We start from the raw sequence: 15,604 nt of genomic DNA, 5'->3' as shown, positions 1-15,604 counted from the left end.
ATTTCCCAAACAGGATGAGGCGGCCATGAAGGGCGACAAGAAGGTCATCGACTATCTGAACCAGGTGCTGAAGGGCGAACTGACGGCCATCAACCAGTATTTCCTGCACTATCGCATGCTGGATAACTGGGGCGTGAAGAAACTCGCCGATTATGAATATCACGAGTCGATCGACGAGATGAAGCATGCCGACAAGCTGGTGGAACGCATCCTGTTCCTGGATGGCCTGCCCAATCTGCAGACGCTGAACCGACTGCGCATCGGCGAAAACGTGACTGAAATCCTGCAGGCCGATCTTGACCTCGAATATGAAGCGCTGGCCCTTTTGAAGGAAGCCATCCCCTATTGTGAAAGCGTCCGCGATTTCGGCACGCGCGAACTGCTGGTCGAGATCCTGGAGGCCGAGGAAGAGCATGTCGACTTCATCGAGAAGCAGCAGCAGATGATCCGCGATCAGGGGCTGCAGAACTACATCCAGCTCCAGTCGGAAGCGGCCGGGTCATAGGCAGCCGCAATCCGGGCGCAGCTTTGGCGAACGGACAAGCCGAAACCGCCCGGCCGAACCGGCGATCCTGATCGCCAGCCTGGCCGGGCTGATGCCTCAATCCTCGCCGAACTTGCCCCTCACCAGTTCGACGAGCGCCGACAGCGCCTCGTCCGCCTGAGGGCCTTCGGCGCGCACCTCGATGCTTTCGCCCATGCCGGCGGCCAGCATCATCAATCCCATGATGGACGTTCCAAGCACGTCGGACCCATCCTTGGAAACCGTGACGGTCGCATCATACTGGCTCGCCAGCGTCACGAATTTCGCGCTGGCCCGCGCGTGCAGGCCGCGCCTGTTGGTGATCTGAAGCAGAACCGGCCCTGCGCTCACCCGTTAAATCCTTCAGGCAGCTTCGCCAAGCAACCGACTGGCAACGCTGATATATTTTCGCCCGGCCTCTTGCGCCAGATCCACCGCCTCACCCACGGTCCTGGCCTTGCGCACGCTGGCAAGCTTGATCAGCATGGGCAGGTTCACGCCGGCGATCACCTCCAGATTGGGCCGCCCCAGCAGGGAAATGGCCAGGTTGGATGGCGTGCCGCCGAACATGTCTGTCAGCAGGATCACGCCGTCGCCCTTGTCCACCTCGGCCGCGGCCCTTGCGATGTCGGCCCGCCGCTCTTCCATGTCGTCATTGGCCTCGATGCAGACCGACAGGCACTGTGCCTGCGGACCGACGACATGTTCCATGGCGGCCACGAATTCGGCAGCCAGCCGGCCATGCGTCACCAGAACCAACCCGATCATTCCAGACCTTTCCCTTCGCCGTCGGCCAGTTCCGCCTCGGGCAAATCCTCGTCCGCGCCTATGGCCCTGTCGCGGTGGACAACCGCATTCGGCCATCCGGCGTCAGCCAGTGCCGCAGCAGCCGCTTCTGCAACCGCAACGGATCTGTGCCGCCCGCCGGTGCAGCCGAACGCCACCGTCAGATAGGCCCGACCCTCCTTCGCATAGCCGGGCAGCAGCAGGGTTAGAAGCCCCACGATTGTCTCGAAGGCTGAGGCAAAGGCCGGATCCGATTTCACATGATCGCTGACAGCCTTGTCCAGCCCGGTCAGTGGACGAAGTTCCGGCACCCAGTGCGGATTCTTCAGGAAGCGCATGTCGAACACCAGATCTGCATCGCGCGGAACACCGCGCGAATAGCCGAAGCTCATCAGCGTCAGCGTCAGCGATTTGTGCCCGGGCGCCCCGAACCGCGTGGAAACGGCACGTCGCAGGTCATTCGTCGAAATGTCCGTCGTGTCGATCACCACATCGGCCACACGCCGCAGATCGGAGAGGAGTTCCCGTTCCATCGAGATTCCATCCCCGGCCGGCCGATCCTGCGCCATCGGGTGCCGACGCCGTGTTTCGGAAAAGCGGCGCACCAGTTCGTGCCCCGCGCAGTCCAGGTAGAGCATGCGGATGGGCCGACCAGGCGTCGAATGCTGGGCGATTGCCTGAAGCACCAGCTGCGGGCTGAACGCCCGCGTCCGCGCGTCGATCCCGATGGCAAGCCGGTGGCCATCCGGCACTGCCAGCAATGGCCCCAGCAGCGAAAGCGGCAGGTTGTCGACCGCCTCATAGCCTAGATCCTCCAGCACCTTCAGCGCCGTGGATTTGCCTGCCCCCGAAAGGCCGGTCACCAACAGAACCGGCGCCGGTGGCTCATCCTTCACCTGCAGATCATTCGGCATCTGTCCCATCTAGTCGCTCGGCAGCCCATGCGCCACCGCCAGTTCGATCTTGATCGGCGCAGAGGCCTCGAACGGCCTCAGCGCGATCGCGGGCACCATGGCCTGGCCCACAGGCCACGCCGCCGCCAGCGGAAGCCGATCCGGCGCTGCCGAAAGATCCACCACCAGCCGGGCCGGCACGGCATCGACATGCGGCATCGTCACGATTCCCACCCCGCGCACCTCGATCCGCCCGGCAATGGTGGCCGGCGCCGACAGAATGGCAGGATCCCCAGGGCCGATGACGACCCTGTCGTCCGCGATCAGCACGGCGCCGCGGTCGATCAGGCGCAGCGCAAGATCCGATTTTCCGATCCCGGGCGGCCCCAGCAGCAGCACACCCTGCCCATGGATCGCGACCGCCGTTGCATGGATGGTTCCGCTCACAGGGCTGGCAGGCTCACGCGGAACAGCGCGCCGGGCTTTCCGTCGGCCCTGTCCTCCACCCGGATCTGGCCCTCCATCGCCTCCACGATAGCCTTTGCAATGGAAAGGCCAAGCCCGCTGTGCTTGCCATATTCCTCTCCATCGGTTCGTTCCGAATAAAAGCGCTCGAAGATGGACTGCCGCGCCTCGGGCGGGACGCCGGGCCCTTCGTCCGTCACGGCGATGTTCACGACCGGCCCCTGTCGCCAGGCGGAGATTATGATCTCCCCCCCTTTCGGAGAGAAGCTGATGGCATTGTCGACAAGGTTGTTCAGCACTTGGGCCAGGCGATCGGCGCTGGCCATGACCATGGCCTTTCCCGGCCCCGGCAGATCCAGGCGGAACCGCACGCCCCGTCGCGTCGGGCCCCCGGCCGTCTGGGTGGAAACGATTGCCTCAGCCAGCTGGGCCACATCGAGCGGCTGAAGCCGCGTCCGCGAAAGTTCGGCATCCAGCCGCGATGCCGCGGAAATGTCGGTGATCAGCCGGTCGATCCGCCGCACATCCTCCTCGATCACGGCGAACAGCCGTGCGCGGGCCGTCTCGTCGCGCACATTGCCCAGTGTTTCCACGGCACTTCGCAGGCTGGCGAGCGGATTCTTCAGCTCATGCGCGACATCGGCCGCGAACGCCTCGGTCGCATCCATCCGCTGCCGCAGCGCTGCCGTCATGTCGGCCAGTGCGCGCGCCAGCCCGCCCACCTCGTCGCGCCGATGCGGCAGGCGCGGCACGACCACATCGCGCTGCCGCCCCAGCCGCACCCTGTGCGCGGCCAGCGCCAGTTGCCGCAGCGGCACCACGATGGTGCGGCCCAGATACAGGCTCAAAGCAAGGCTGAACGCCAGCACGACGAGGAAAACAAGGAAGGACGTCATCCGCTCCCGGCGGACGAGATCGATCACATCCGGCGTATCCACGGTCAGCAGCACCACCGGCCATGGGGCACTGGCCCCGGGGGGGCGCACCGGCACCGCCGCCTGCAGCACCACCAGCCTGTCATCCGTCTGCCGCGCCTGCGTCACCGGGCTTCCGGTTCGAGCGGCGGACTCAGCCTCTTGCCAGGCCGCCCTTGTGTCGTTCGAGGGCTGATGCATCGACGGCAGTTCCGCCTGCCCCGTCAGGAAGTCGATCATCCGGTCGATCAGGATGGCGCTTTCCCGGCGGAAGCCCTCCGTCGTGGGATCGACCAGCTGGAACCGGGTGACGGCCGGATTGCGCCAGTTGTCGGCGATCAGCTGCCCGTCACGGTTGAACAGACGAACGCGGGTGCCGCGCGGGCTGGAGATGTCCAGTATCGCACCGCCGCCCTTTTCCACGCCCTGCGCTTCCAGGAACTGAGCCATGATCTCGCCCTGCCGAAGCAGTTCCTGTTCGCGCGTTTCCAGAAGGCGGGTCCGGAAGCTTTCGATATAGAGAAGCGCACCGGCAAGCGCGAGCAGCGCCACCAGGTTCACCACAAGGATCCGCGTGACGAGCGAAGACCATCCCGCGAAGCGCGGGGCGGTGCCTGCCCGCCGAGCGGCCAGCTGGGCGTCGCGAAAGCTCGCCTGCTCGCTCACCTGTCAGTCTTCCTCGTCGAAACGGTAACCAACGCCGTAAAGGGTCTCGATCGCCTTGAATTCCGGATCCACTGTCCGAAACTTCTTCCGCAGCCTTTTGATATGACTGTCAATTGTTCGATCATCGACATAGCTGTCATGGGCATAGGCAACGTCCATCAGCTGGTCGCGGGATTTCACGAACCCGGGCCGCTGCGCCAGCGCATCCAGGATCAGGAACTCCGTCACGGTCAGCGGAACGTCCCGCCCGCCCCAGCGGACCCGGTGCCTTGCCGGATCCATCTCCAGCTTGCCCCGCACGATCGGATCGGATGGCGGTTCGTCGGCTTCGGCAGACGCGCGCCGGTTCGCGGTCCGGCGCAGCACGGCGCGGATCCGTTCGATCAGCAACCTCTGGCTGAAGGGCTTGCCGATATAGTCGTCCGCCCCCATCGCCAGGCCCAGCGCCTCATCGATCTCGGTGTCCTTGGATGTCAGGAAGATCACCGGCACATCGGATTTCTCGCGCAGACGCCGAAGCATTTCCATGCCGTCCATCCGCGGCATCTTGATGTCCACCACGGCAAGGTCGGGCGGGTTTTCCAGCACGCCTTTCAGGCCGGCCGCGCCATCGACATAGATACGGGTGGCGAATCCCTCCGCCTGAAGGGCAAGACTCACCGATGTCAGGATGTTCCGGTCGTCGTCGACCAGCGCGATCGTCGGGCTCACCTCGGCGACCATGCGCCTGTCCGGTCTGCTGCACGCTTCGTCATGCGGATGGTGTATAGCTGCTAACGCTGCTTCCGCCAGAGCTTGATGCTTCAATAGCTTCACATCCAATGCGCGCTTCGTGTAGGGAGTTGCATACGTATGCGGGCGTCGCATGGCTGCCCTGCGCGAAATTCGGTGCTGAAGAGGAAGCGGCGCCAAGCCGGCACATATCAGCCGGCCCAGGAAAACACCGGCCAAGACCGGTATCGGGATGAAGGGACTAATCTGGTGGGCACATCGACCGGTAATGGACTGGAAACGCTTGGCATCAAGGCCGGTGCAACCGTCCACAGGAACCTCGGAACCGCGCCGCTGATTGAACTCGCCGTCAACCGCGCCGAGGGCCTCCTGTCGAAGGATGGGGCGTTCGTGGTCGAAACCGGCCAGCACACCGGCCGTTCCGCGAACGACAAGTTCACGGTCAAGGATTCGGAAACCGAAAACAGCGTCTGGTGGGGCAAGTCCAACAAGCCGATGGATCCGGCCCACTTCGCTGCGCTCAAGGCCGATTTCCTGAAGGCCGTGGGCGAAAAGGACACGCTGTTCGTGCAGGACCTCTTCGGCGGCTCCCAGCCGGAATATCGCGTCAACGTCCGCGTCGTTACCGAACTCGCCTGGCACTCGCTGTTCATCCGCACCCTGCTCGTTCGGCCGACGGCCGCCGAACTCGAAAGCTTCGCGGCGGAATACACGATCATCGATCTGCCCAGCTTCCGCGCCGATCCCGCCCGTCATGGCTGCCGGTCGGAAACTGTCGTTGCCGTCAACTTCACGGAAAAGCTGATCCTGATCGGCGGCACCAAATATGCCGGCGAAATGAAGAAGTCCGTGTTCGGCATCCTGAACTATCTGCTGCCCACGAAGGGCGTCATGCCGATGCACTGTTCCGCCAACATCGGCGCGAACGGCGACACGGCCGTGTTCTTCGGCCTGTCCGGCACCGGCAAGACAACCCTTTCGGCCGATGCAAGCCGCACCCTGATCGGGGATGACGAGCATGGCTGGTCGGATACGGCCGTCTTCAACTTCGAAGGCGGCTGCTATGCGAAGATGATCCGGCTTTCCGAAGCGGCCGAGCCGGAGATCTACGCCACGACCAAGCGCTTCGGCACAGTGCTTGAGAATGTGGTGATCGATCCCAACACGCGGGAAATCGATCTGGACGACAACAGCCTGGCCGAAAACAGCCGCGGCTCCTACCCGATCGATTTCATTCCGAACGCCTCGAAGGACAATCTCGGCCCGGTTCCGCGCAACATCATCATGCTGACGGCCGATGCCTTCGGGATCCTTCCCCCGATCGCCCGGCTGACGCCGGATCAGGCGATGTATCACTTCCTGTCCGGCTACACTGCGCGGGTCGCCGGCACGGAAATCGGCGTGACCGAACCGGATGCCACCTTCTCCACCTGCTTTGGTGCGCCTTTCATGCCGCGTCACCCGTCGGTCTATGGCAATCTGCTGAAGGAGCGGATTGCAAAGGGCGGCGTCGATTGCTGGCTGGTCAACACCGGCTGGACGGGTGGCGGCGCCGGTACTGGCGGCACCGGCAGCCGGATGCCCATCAAGGTCACCCGCGCGCTGCTGAACGCCGCGCTGGATGGCAGCCTGAAGACGGTTGAATTCCGCAAGGATCCCTTCTTCGGCTTCGATGTGCCCGTCAGCGTACCGGGTGTGGATTCCAGGATTCTCGATCCGCGCAGCACCTGGCCGAACCCGGCGGATTACGATGAGAAGGCCCGCGCGCTCGTGAAGATGTTCGTCGAGAATTTCGCTCAGTTCGAAGATCATGTCGAACAGGGCGTGCGCGAAGCCGCCCCAAAGGCCGCCTGACGTGAAAGACGGGGCGGATTCATTTCCGCCCCGGCTTTTCGAGGCGGAGGAACGGATCCGGCGGATTGCCGCCGGCCTGATTACCTGCACCCTTCCGCGTGCTGCCTGGACGCACGAGGCGCATGTTGCGGCCGTTGTTACGTTGATTCTGGAATATCCGGAAATCCATCTGGAAGAAGAGCTTCCGGGGATTATTTCACGCTTCAATGAAAGTGTAGGCGGCGTGAACGACGATACGCAGGGCTATCATGAAACCATCACGCAATACTGGATCGCCAATGCGCGGGCCCATCTGGCCGCCAACCCGGATGGCAGGCTACTCGATCGGGTGAACCGGTTCATCGCGTCGCCGGATGGCCGGCGCGATGCCCCGCTGCGTCATTACAGCCCTGAGAGGCTGTTTTCGGTTGAAGCCCGCCGCCATCTGGTGGAACCGGACCTGATGCGATTCGAATGGGCCACTGCCGATGCCGCGCCAGCGTCGAAACTCTGACTGGGGCTTTCCCCGGTGGCGGGCCTATGAAGGTGCCGGCAAGGCGCCCGAAGCGCAGCGCCTGTGCGACAGGGCCGGCTGCACCAATCCCGGCAACTGCCCTGCCCCCAAGGCCCCGAACCGGCCGGACCGCTGGTATTTCTGTGAAGCCCATGCCGCCGAATACAACAAGGGCTGGAACTATTTCGAAGCCCTGACGGACGAGGAAGCCGCCGAACAGGAAGCGCGGGAACAGCAGGGCCAGCGCAGCTACCAGCGCTCGCGCCACTGGGATTGGGGCGAAGGCGACGGCTCCAGATCCCGCGCAGAGCTGGACGCGCTGCGCCTGTTCGATCTGCCGCCCGACGCGGACGAGGCCGCGATCAAGGCCGCGCATCGCCGCTGGGCCAAGGAAAACCACCCGGACGTGACCGGCGGGGACAGCGAAGCCGCAAAACGCTTCCAGGCCGCCCAGGCCGCGTACGAAGTGCTGAAAGCAGCAGCCGAACGCCGGGCCGATAACAAGGCCAGAGGACAATCGGCCGCTTGAACGCCCCTCCTGCCTGCCCACGATCGGCTTGAGGAGGCTAGCAGTGGCGGGCCAGGTGATCCACGCATCTGGCAGAGCAGGATGCCCGGCCTCGGCATGGCGACCGGCCATCGCATTCCATTCCGCCTGATTCTGGGTATTCCATTATGTAGCCGGGCCGTGCAGATGCGCTCCTGATGTCTGATTTCAAAGCCCTTATTGATGGCTACCGCCGATTCCGGCTGGGTGCCTATCGCGAACAGCGCGAACGTTATGATCATCTTGCTCAGGGCCAGGCCCCTGCCGTGATGGTGATTGCCTGCTCCGACAGCCGGGTGGATCCCACGCGCGTCTTCGATTCCGGCCCAGGCGAGCTGTTCGTTCTCAGGAATATCGCCAATCTGGTGCCGCCCGTTTCTGCCATCTCGGGTCAGTCCTCGGTCGCTGCGGCCGTGGAATATGCCGTCACCGGGCTGAAGGTGCGGCACATCGTGGTGTTCGGCCATGCCCGCTGCGGCGGCATCCAGGCCGCGCTGGCCGGCGATTTCGACAATCCGGTGGCGGGCAAGCATGTCCATGCCTGGATGGAATTCATCGCCCCGGCGCGGGATTCGGTGAAGGCAGCCGCCGCCCTCTCGCCCGATATCGATGCCCAGCGCGCGCTGGAACAGGCCAGCGTCCGCCTCAGTATCGAAAATCTCGCCGGTTACCCCTTTGTGGCAGAGGCGTTGAAGGCCGGTACGCTGCAATTGCACGGCGTCATCTTCGATATCGCCGAAGGATCGCTGCGGGTGCTCGATTCCAAGTCAGGCCAGTATCAGGCTGTCCCGATCGACCTGTAGTCGTCCTCGCCACGCTGCATGTAAACCACGTCCAGCAGCCGCCCGAACTTCTCGCCCACCTCCGTCAGCGTGCCGACATGGCGGAACCCAACGGCCGCATGCAGCGCGATGGAGGCACGGTTGCCGCTGTCGCCGATCACCGCCACGAACTGCCGGAAGCCGGCGGCCCGCCCGGCGGCAATCAGGGCCTCCATCAACCGGCGGCCAACACCCATCCCCCGCATACCGGAACGGACATAGACACTGGTTTCCGCCGTGTGGGCATAGGCTGCGCGGTCGCGGAACTGGTTCAGATAGGCATAGCCCAGAATCTGCCCGTCCCCGCCTTCCAGCACCAGCCAGGGCCAGCCCCTTTCGATGCAGCGTCCGATGCGGCGCGCCATCTCGTCCGCGTCCGGCGGCTCCGTCTCGAAGCTCGCAGTGCCATGCGCCACCTCCGGCCCGTAGATCGCGGCGACGGCGGCTGCGTCCGCCCGCGTCACGGCGCGGATCGCCTCAGATGTGGAGGACGCGCCCATAGGCGTCCAGCACGCTCTCGTGCATGGTTTCGCTCAGCGTGGGATGCGGGAAGATCGTCTGCATCAGTTCGGCTTCCGTCGCCTCGCACTGGCGCGCGATCACATAGCCCTGGATCAGCTCGGTCACTTCCGCGCCCACCATGTGCGCGCCCAGCAGGGCGCCCGTCTTCGCGTCGAACACGGTCTTCACCAGGCCTTCCGCTTCGCCCAGCGCGATGGCCTTGCCGTTGCCGATAAAGGGGAATTTGCCCACCTTCACCTCATATCCGGCTTCCTTCGCCTTCGCCTCCGTCAGCCCCACGCTCGCCACCTGCGGCCGCGCATATGTGCAGCCGGGGATGTTGGACTTGTCCATCGGGTGCGCATGCGCGATGCCCGCGATCTTCTCCACCGCCACGACGCCCTCGTGGCTCGCCTTGTGCGCCAGCCAGGGCGCGCCCGCCACATCGCCGATCGCCCACAGACCGGGCACGTTCGTCTGTCCCCATTCGTCGGTGACGATGTGGCCGCGATCCAGCGCCACGCCCAGTGCTTCCAGCCCCAGATTTTCCGTGTTGGGCGAAATGCCGATGGCCACGATCACATGGCTGAACGTCTGTGCCGTGCCGCTGATGGTCGCCACCACGCCGTCTGGCTTCACCTCCAGTTTGTCGACGGAAGCCTTGGTGCGGATCGTCATGCCCTGCTTCGTCAACGCCTTGTGCACGAAGGCGGAAATGTCGGCATCTTCCACGGGCAGAATCCGGTCCACCATCTCCACGATGGTCACGTTCGATCCCATATCCTTGTAGAAGCTGGCGAATTCCACACCGATGGCCCCCGAACCGATCACCAGCAGGTCCGTCGGCATCGCGGGCGGCACCATGGCGTGGCGATAGGTCCAAACCCGGTTGCCATCGGCCTTCAGATGCGGCAGCTCCCGCGCCCGCGCACCTGTGGCGACAATCACATTCTTCGCCTGCAACGTCCGTTCGCCCACCTTCACGCTGGTGGCGGTGGCCAGAGTGGCGGTGCCTTCCACCACCGTCACCCTGTTCTTCTTCATCAGGCCCTTCACGCCCGCGTTCAGCTGGTTCGCAACCTTGCGGCTGCGCTCCGTCACCTTCGCCAGATCGAAGCCCGTCGTTCCGGCGATCAGTCCATAATCACTCGCATGGTCCAGATAATGCTTGATTTCTGCTGAACGCAGCAGCGCCTTCGTCGGGATGCAGCCCCAGTTCAGGCAGATGCCGCCCAGCCGCTCCCGCTCCACGATGGCGGTCTTCAGGCCCAGCTGCGTGGCCCGGATCGCCGCGACATAGCCGCCGGGGCCGGATCCGATGATCACCAGATCAAACTGCTCCACGCTCATGCCAGCATCCCCATCGGGCTTTCGACCAGGCGCTTGAACGCCGCCATGAACTCGGCCGCCACCGCGCCATCGATGGCCCGATGATCGAAGCTGCCGGTCGCGCTCATCACCGTTGCGATGGCCAGTGCATCGTTCACCACATAGGGCCGCTTTTCGCCCGCCCCCACCGCCAGGATCAGGCCCTCGGGCGGATTGATAACCGCATCGAACTGCTTGATTCCATACATGCCCAGGTTGGAAATGCTGGCCGTGCCGCCGGTATATTCGGTGGGCTGCAACTTACCTTCGCGCGCGCGGGCCGCCAGATCCTTCATCTCGGCGGCGATCACGCTCAGGCGCTTGTTTCCGGCATCGCGAATCACCGGCGTGATCAGTCCGCCCGGAATGGCGACCGCCACGGAAATGTCCGCCCGGCTGAACTTCCGCAGGCTGTCACCCGCGAAGCTGACGTTCGCATCCGGCACTTCCATCAGCGCCAGCCCCTGCGCCTTCACCAGAAGATCGTTAACGGACAGCTTGATACCACGCGATTCCAAAGACTTGTTCAGATCCGCTCGCATCTTCAGCAAGGCATCCAGCTGCACATCCACCGTCAGATAGAAGTGGGGCACCTGCGTCTTCGATTCGGTCAGCCGCCGCGCGATCGTCTTGCGCATGTTGCTCAGCTTAACTGTCTCGAACGGCACGTCCGTCGGCGGCAGCGCGGCCGTGACGGCCAGCGGCGGGGATGCAGGGGCCGGCGCCGGTGCCGCAGCAGCCGTGGCGGCAAGAACCGGCGCCTTTGCAGCCGCCGCTTCCACATCCGCCTTCACGATCCGGCCATGCGGCCCACTGCCCTTCACCCCGGCAAGATCCACGGCAAGCAAATGGGCGATCCGCCGCGCGAGCGGACTTGCGATATGTCGCGCCCCACTGGCGGCGATCGGTGCGGCAATATGGGCGGCAACCGGTTGCGCGGCCAGAGGCTCGGCCACCTTCGGCGCGGCCACTGGCGCGGGTGCGGGTTTCGGTGCAGCCGGGGGGGCGGCGGTTTCACCCTCCCCCGCAAGCCGCGCGATCACCGCGTTAACCTTCACCTCCTCAGCGCCTTCGGGCACCAGGATCTCCGTCACGGTGCCTTCGTCCACGGCTTCCACTTCCATGGTCGCCTTGTCCGTCTCGATTTCCGCGATCACGTCGCCGGGCTTAACTCTGTCGCCCGGCTTCACATGCCATTTCGCCAGCGTGCCCGATTCCATCGTGGGCGAAAGGGCCGGCATGGTGATATCGATTGCCATGTTTTAAGCCCCTTACAGGATGGATTTCACAGCGGAGACCACATCCGCCGCCTTCACAAGTGCCGCCTTTTCCAGATTGTTCGCATAGGGCAGCGGCACATCCCGGTTCGTCACCCGCAGAACTGGCGCATCCAGATCATCGAAGCCCTTTTCCATCGCGATGGCGATGATCTCAGAGGAAATACTGCACACCGGCCAGCCTTCCTCCACAACCACCATCCGGTTCGTCTTCTTCAGGCTGGCCAGCACCGCCGCCTCGTCCAGCGGCCGCAGCGACCTCAGATCCAGAACCTCGGCCTCGATCCCGTCCGCGGCCAGCATGTCCGCTGCCTCCAGCGCGATTCCCACGCCGATGGAATAGGATACCAGTGTCACATGGCTGCCCTCACGATACAGCCGCGCCTTGCCGATGGGCACCAGATGTTCGCCTTCCGGCACCTCGAAGCTCTGCCCGTAAAGAAGCTCATTCTCCAGGAACACGACCGGGTCCGGCGAACGAATGGCCGATTTCAGCAGCCCCTTTGCATCCGCCGCATCATAGGGCGACAGAACCACAAGCCCGGGAACGCTGGCATACCAGGGCCCGAAATTCTGGCTGTGCTGCGCCGCCACGCGGGAAGCCGCGCCGTTCGGGCCGCGGAACACGATGGGGCAACGCATCTGCCCGCCCGACATGTAATTGGTCTTCGCGGCAGAATTGATAATATGATCAATAGCCTGCATCGCGAAGTTAAAAGTCATGAACTCCACGATCGGCTTCAGCCCGCCCATCGCCGCGCCCACGCCAAGGCCAGCAAAGCCATATTCGGTGATCGGCGTATCCACCACGCGCTTCTCGCCGAACTCGTCCAGCAACCCCTGCGTCACCTTGTAGGCGCCCTGATACTGGGCGACTTCCTCGCCCATCACGAACACCGTCTGGTCCGCGCGCATTTCCTCGGCCATTGCGTCGCGCAGCGCCTCGCGCACGGTCTGTTTGCGGGTCGGCCCGTCGAAAGCCGCCAGCGCCGCCGGCACGGGCGCAGGTGCAGCCGACGCGGGCTTTGGGGCCTCGGGAACCGGAACAGGGGCAGCAGGCGCTGCAACAGGCGCAGGCGCAGGCGCCTTCGGGGCGGCATCCTCCCCCTCCAGCGCAATCACCGCGATGATCGTGCCCACCTTCACGCCGTCGGTTCCGGCCGGCACGTCCAGCGACACCACCGTGCCGCCTTCATCGGCTTCCAGTTCCATGGTGGCCTTGTCGGTCTCGATCTCGGCGATCACCTGTCCAGGCTTCACCACGTCGCCCGGCTTCACATGCCAGGCCGCAAGCGTCCCTTCCTCCATCGTGGGGGACATCGCAGGCAGCTTCAGTTCCATCAGTAAGTCCCCACCAGAACGTCCGTATAAAGCTCGGAAAGTTCAGGCTCCGGCGCCTGTTCCGCGAAGTCGGCCGATTCCGCGACGATCTTCTTGATCTCCTGTTCCACCGACTTGAACCAGGCTTCGTCGGCATCCCCACGTTCCAGCATCTCACGCTTCGCATGATCCAGCGGATCGCGATTCTCCCGTACGCTCTGCACCTCTTCCCGGCTGCGGTACTTGGCGGGGTCCGACATGGAATGGCCGCGATAGCGGTAGGTCTTCATTTCCATCAGGATCGGCCCGCGCCCGCTTCGCACCCAGTCCAGCGCCACGGTCGCGGCACCACGCACGGCCAGCACATCCATGCCATCCACCTGGATCCCCTCGATCCGGAAGCTCTCGCCCCGGCGATACAGCTGATCCTCGGCAGAAGCCCGGTTAACCGATGTGCCCATGGCATATTGGTTGTTCTCGATCACGAAGATCACCGGCAGCTTCCAAAGTTCGGCCATGTTGAAGGCTTCATAGACCTGGCCCTGATTGGCCGCGCCATCGCCGAAATAGGCCAGTGCAACACCGCCCTCCCCGCCCAGCACGTCAGAACGATATTTGTGGGCAAAGGCCAGCCCTGCCCCGATCGGCACCTGCGCACCGACGATGCCATGCCCGCCGAAGAATCCCTGCTCGACAGAGAACATGTGCATGGAACCGCCCTTCCCCCGGCTGATTCCGGCGGCGCGGCCTGTCAGTTCGGCCATGATCGCCTTCGGGTCGATATGGCAGGCCAGCATGTGGCCATGATCCCGATAGCCGGTCACCACGCTGTCATGCCCGGGGGTGATCGCGGCCTGCAGGCCGGTCACCACCGCCTCCTGCCCGATATACAGGTGGCAGAAACCGCCGATCAGGCCCATGCCATACAGCTGGCCGGCCTTTTCCTCGAACCGGCGGATCAGCAGCATCATGCGATAGAAGTCGCGATATTCCTCCGCGGTCGGCGCATGCCTGCTCACGTTGGGCAGTTGCTCCAACCGCCCTTTCGCAGCCGGCGTGCGAGCCCCGCCGGCCGCTGCACCCTTTGCCTTTGCCACTGGCCATCCCCTCAATTCATTCGCGCGGCCCCTCGCGGACCGCCTCTTGGGCCTCAAGCCCTCATGCGGCCGTTCTTACCGGGGGCGTCCCAAGTTTCAACCATCGCACCGGGCAGATACCCATGATCCGAACAGGAATTTCAGCGCCGAGGCTCGGCCTTCAGCGCGTCCCGGCGCGATCCGAACGCCCCTGATCGAGCGGCACGATCACTTCGTCAGGCCGAATCACGCCCAGGTGCCGACGCACCAGCTCGTCCGCGAAATCGGGGTCGGCGCCCTTGGGATCCAGCAATTGGATCTTGCGGCCCAGCATCTCCTTCCGCGCAGCCAAGGTGGCCTGCTCGGCGGAAAGCGCCTGCTTCGACCGGCGGATGTCATCCAGCGCGAACAGCCCGGACGACCCAAACAGCGCGTGAATCCCGAAATAGAGCATCACAAGGAGGCATAGCGCCGGGAGCGCGGCACGCTTCATGAGATCGACGAGAGAGGCAGGATGCATGATTCACAGAATCACGCGCGCGTGAGTCAGTCAAGGCCGGGGGATGCCCATACATGCCGCGCCGCAGCGGAAACACGACAAGCTTGAAGATGCATGGATTGCGCAGCTCCCACCTGCCAGCGAATCGCACACACTGGCGCACCGGGCCAGCAAACAACGCACGGGAAGCCAGGATCCGAATCACAAATTGACACCAACGCGGACGCAATCCGGCCCCGACACGCTCAGAAAATCGCCGCGCAACTGAAACCATGTGTGAAGCTAGGGCAATCACGGAATTTTTATCAGAACCCAATATGTTGTGGCCATTTTTGTTCACACGTTGTGCGAGCCACATCTTAACACACAATATGAAGATATCCGGATGCTGACACGACTGTTGCAAATATGCCGCACCGCAATCGCATCCAACGTGAACGAATGTAAACAGCGAATTTCATATCTTTAACGTTCCGTCGTAACCGGATATCGCAGCGTTAACGGGTGAAAACGATAACAAGGGTCGCCCAGATAAAAAGTCGGAGTAACGCCATGATAAGCCATCATATAAAGGCAGGCGCCGCGCTCGTTTTCCTCTCGGCCGGAGGAAATCCGGCATTTGCGCAAACCCAGGCAGAAGTCCCGGGAGCGAATGCAACGGCCGCAACAACGATCGTCACCGTCAAGACGACACCAGAAAAAGTCGCTTTTGTTCAACCAGATCGAGTCGCTTTCAAACAACCGAGCGGCAAACAAATGCCGCCACTGCCGGATACCGGCAATCTTGCAATGCTGATCACAGGCATCTGCCTGGCCGGTGTTGCAGCGAGCAGGCGTAAGGTCGCAGCCTGATCGCAACTTCCAACCCT

General features: G+C 63.7%; 18 protein-coding genes. 6 read left to right on the top strand and 12 right to left on the bottom strand.

What is annotated here, in order from left to right; all coding sequences use genetic code 11:
• The first annotated feature begins 25 nt into the window (after nucleotides 1–25).
• Nucleotides 26–505: a bacterioferritin gene (gene bfr / locus ACW9TV_RS09660; RefSeq protein WP_494303267.1), complete on the top strand. Its 480-nt coding sequence runs from the start codon at nucleotides 26–28 to the stop codon at nucleotides 503–505.
• A 96-nt stretch (nucleotides 506–601) separates the two neighbouring features.
• On the opposite strand, the gene ACW9TV_RS09655 is transcribed toward bfr, so the two are convergent.
• The 6 genes from ACW9TV_RS09655 to ACW9TV_RS09630 are packed head-to-tail and all read right to left on the bottom strand — an operon-like array spanning nucleotide 602 to nucleotide 4,958.
• A complete protein-coding gene (locus ACW9TV_RS09655) occupies nucleotides 602–874 on the bottom strand; it encodes an HPr family phosphocarrier protein (protein ID WP_494303266.1) in 273 nt (90 codons plus the stop codon).
• A gap of 12 nt (nucleotides 875–886) precedes the next feature.
• Nucleotides 887–1,291, bottom strand: a complete 405-nt coding sequence (locus tag ACW9TV_RS09650) for a PTS sugar transporter subunit IIA (protein WP_494303265.1) — start codon at nucleotides 1,289–1,291, stop codon at nucleotides 887–889.
• Nucleotides 1,288–2,223 (bottom strand): RNase adapter RapZ, encoded by a 936-nt coding sequence (gene rapZ, locus ACW9TV_RS09645; protein WP_494303264.1) that lies wholly within the window; start codon nucleotides 2,221–2,223, stop codon nucleotides 1,288–1,290. Before rapZ ends, ACW9TV_RS09650 begins: the two co-directional genes overlap by 4 nt.
• 9 nt (nucleotides 2,224–2,232) lie before the next feature.
• Nucleotides 2,233–2,649, bottom strand: a complete 417-nt coding sequence (locus ACW9TV_RS09640) for an HPr kinase/phosphorylase (protein WP_494303263.1) — start codon at nucleotides 2,647–2,649, stop codon at nucleotides 2,233–2,235.
• On the bottom strand, nucleotides 2,646–4,247 hold the full coding sequence (locus ACW9TV_RS09635) for a sensor histidine kinase (RefSeq protein WP_494303262.1): 1,602 nt from the start codon (nucleotides 4,245–4,247) through the stop codon (nucleotides 2,646–2,648). Before ACW9TV_RS09635 ends, ACW9TV_RS09640 begins: the two co-directional genes overlap by 4 nt.
• Nucleotides 4,248–4,250: 3 nt before the next feature.
• On the bottom strand, nucleotides 4,251–4,958 hold the full coding sequence (locus tag ACW9TV_RS09630; RefSeq protein ID WP_494305076.1) for a response regulator transcription factor: 708 nt from the start codon (nucleotides 4,956–4,958) through the stop codon (nucleotides 4,251–4,253).
• A 270-nt stretch (nucleotides 4,959–5,228) separates the two neighbouring features.
• On the opposite strand from ACW9TV_RS09630, the gene ACW9TV_RS09625 reads away from it, so the two are divergent.
• The 4 genes from ACW9TV_RS09625 to ACW9TV_RS09610 all read left to right on the top strand — a co-directional run bounded on the left by ACW9TV_RS09625 (nucleotide 5,229) and on the right by ACW9TV_RS09610 (nucleotide 8,676).
• Nucleotides 5,229–6,833: a phosphoenolpyruvate carboxykinase gene (locus ACW9TV_RS09625; RefSeq protein ID WP_494303261.1), complete on the top strand. Its 1,605-nt coding sequence runs from the start codon at nucleotides 5,229–5,231 to the stop codon at nucleotides 6,831–6,833.
• Between the two features lies 1 nt (nucleotide 6,834).
• Complete coding sequence (locus ACW9TV_RS09620) at nucleotides 6,835–7,326, top strand: hypothetical protein (RefSeq protein WP_494303260.1); 492 nt, start codon at nucleotides 6,835–6,837, stop codon at nucleotides 7,324–7,326.
• Nucleotides 7,301–7,855 carry a J domain-containing protein gene (locus ACW9TV_RS09615; RefSeq protein ID WP_494303259.1) on the top strand — a complete coding sequence of 185 codons (555 nt, stop codon included), beginning with the start codon at nucleotides 7,301–7,303 and terminating at the stop codon, nucleotides 7,853–7,855. Before ACW9TV_RS09620 ends, ACW9TV_RS09615 begins: the two co-directional genes overlap by 26 nt.
• Nucleotides 7,856–8,031: 176 nt before the next feature.
• Nucleotides 8,032–8,676, top strand: a complete 645-nt coding sequence (locus ACW9TV_RS09610; protein ID WP_494303258.1) for a carbonic anhydrase — start codon at nucleotides 8,032–8,034, stop codon at nucleotides 8,674–8,676.
• Here the strand turns inward: ACW9TV_RS09610 and ACW9TV_RS09605 are convergent.
• From ACW9TV_RS09605 to ACW9TV_RS09580, 6 genes are all read right to left on the bottom strand, one after another.
• The gene (locus tag ACW9TV_RS09605) at nucleotides 8,652–9,158 is read right to left on the bottom strand and encodes a GNAT family N-acetyltransferase (protein WP_494303257.1); all 507 of its coding nucleotides are present in this window, start codon (nucleotides 9,156–9,158) and stop codon (nucleotides 8,652–8,654) included. The genes ACW9TV_RS09610 and ACW9TV_RS09605 overlap by 25 nt on opposite strands.
• Nucleotides 9,159–9,171: 13 nt before the next feature.
• The gene (lpdA, locus tag ACW9TV_RS09600; protein ID WP_494303256.1) at nucleotides 9,172–10,545 is read right to left on the bottom strand and encodes a dihydrolipoyl dehydrogenase; all 1,374 of its coding nucleotides are present in this window, start codon (nucleotides 10,543–10,545) and stop codon (nucleotides 9,172–9,174) included.
• Nucleotides 10,542–11,822, bottom strand: a complete 1,281-nt coding sequence (locus tag ACW9TV_RS09595; RefSeq protein ID WP_494303255.1) for a pyruvate dehydrogenase complex dihydrolipoamide acetyltransferase — start codon at nucleotides 11,820–11,822, stop codon at nucleotides 10,542–10,544. Before ACW9TV_RS09595 ends, lpdA begins: the two co-directional genes overlap by 4 nt.
• 12 nt (nucleotides 11,823–11,834) lie before the next feature.
• Nucleotides 11,835–13,181 (bottom strand): pyruvate dehydrogenase complex E1 component subunit beta, encoded by a 1,347-nt coding sequence (locus tag ACW9TV_RS09590; RefSeq protein ID WP_494303254.1) that lies wholly within the window; start codon nucleotides 13,179–13,181, stop codon nucleotides 11,835–11,837.
• Nucleotides 13,181–14,197, bottom strand: a complete 1,017-nt coding sequence (gene pdhA, locus ACW9TV_RS09585) for a pyruvate dehydrogenase (acetyl-transferring) E1 component subunit alpha (protein WP_494305075.1) — start codon at nucleotides 14,195–14,197, stop codon at nucleotides 13,181–13,183. The genes ACW9TV_RS09590 and pdhA overlap by 1 nt, the downstream gene beginning before the upstream one ends.
• 220 nt (nucleotides 14,198–14,417) lie before the next feature.
• Nucleotides 14,418–14,729, bottom strand: coding sequence for an FtsB family cell division protein (locus ACW9TV_RS09580; RefSeq protein ID WP_494303253.1), 312 nt, complete (start codon nucleotides 14,727–14,729; stop codon nucleotides 14,418–14,420).
• Nucleotides 14,730–15,287: 558 nt separating this feature from the next.
• Here ACW9TV_RS09580 and ACW9TV_RS09575 point away from each other — a divergent pair.
• A complete protein-coding gene (locus tag ACW9TV_RS09575) occupies nucleotides 15,288–15,587 on the top strand; it encodes a hypothetical protein (protein ID WP_494303252.1) in 300 nt (99 codons plus the stop codon).
• Nucleotides 15,588–15,604: the final 17 nt, after the last annotated feature.

The organism is Sandaracinobacter sp. T42 (genome assembly GCF_059115405.1).
Note: the sequence above shows the minus strand (reverse complement) of the source record. Positions and strands in the feature narration are given on the sequence as shown.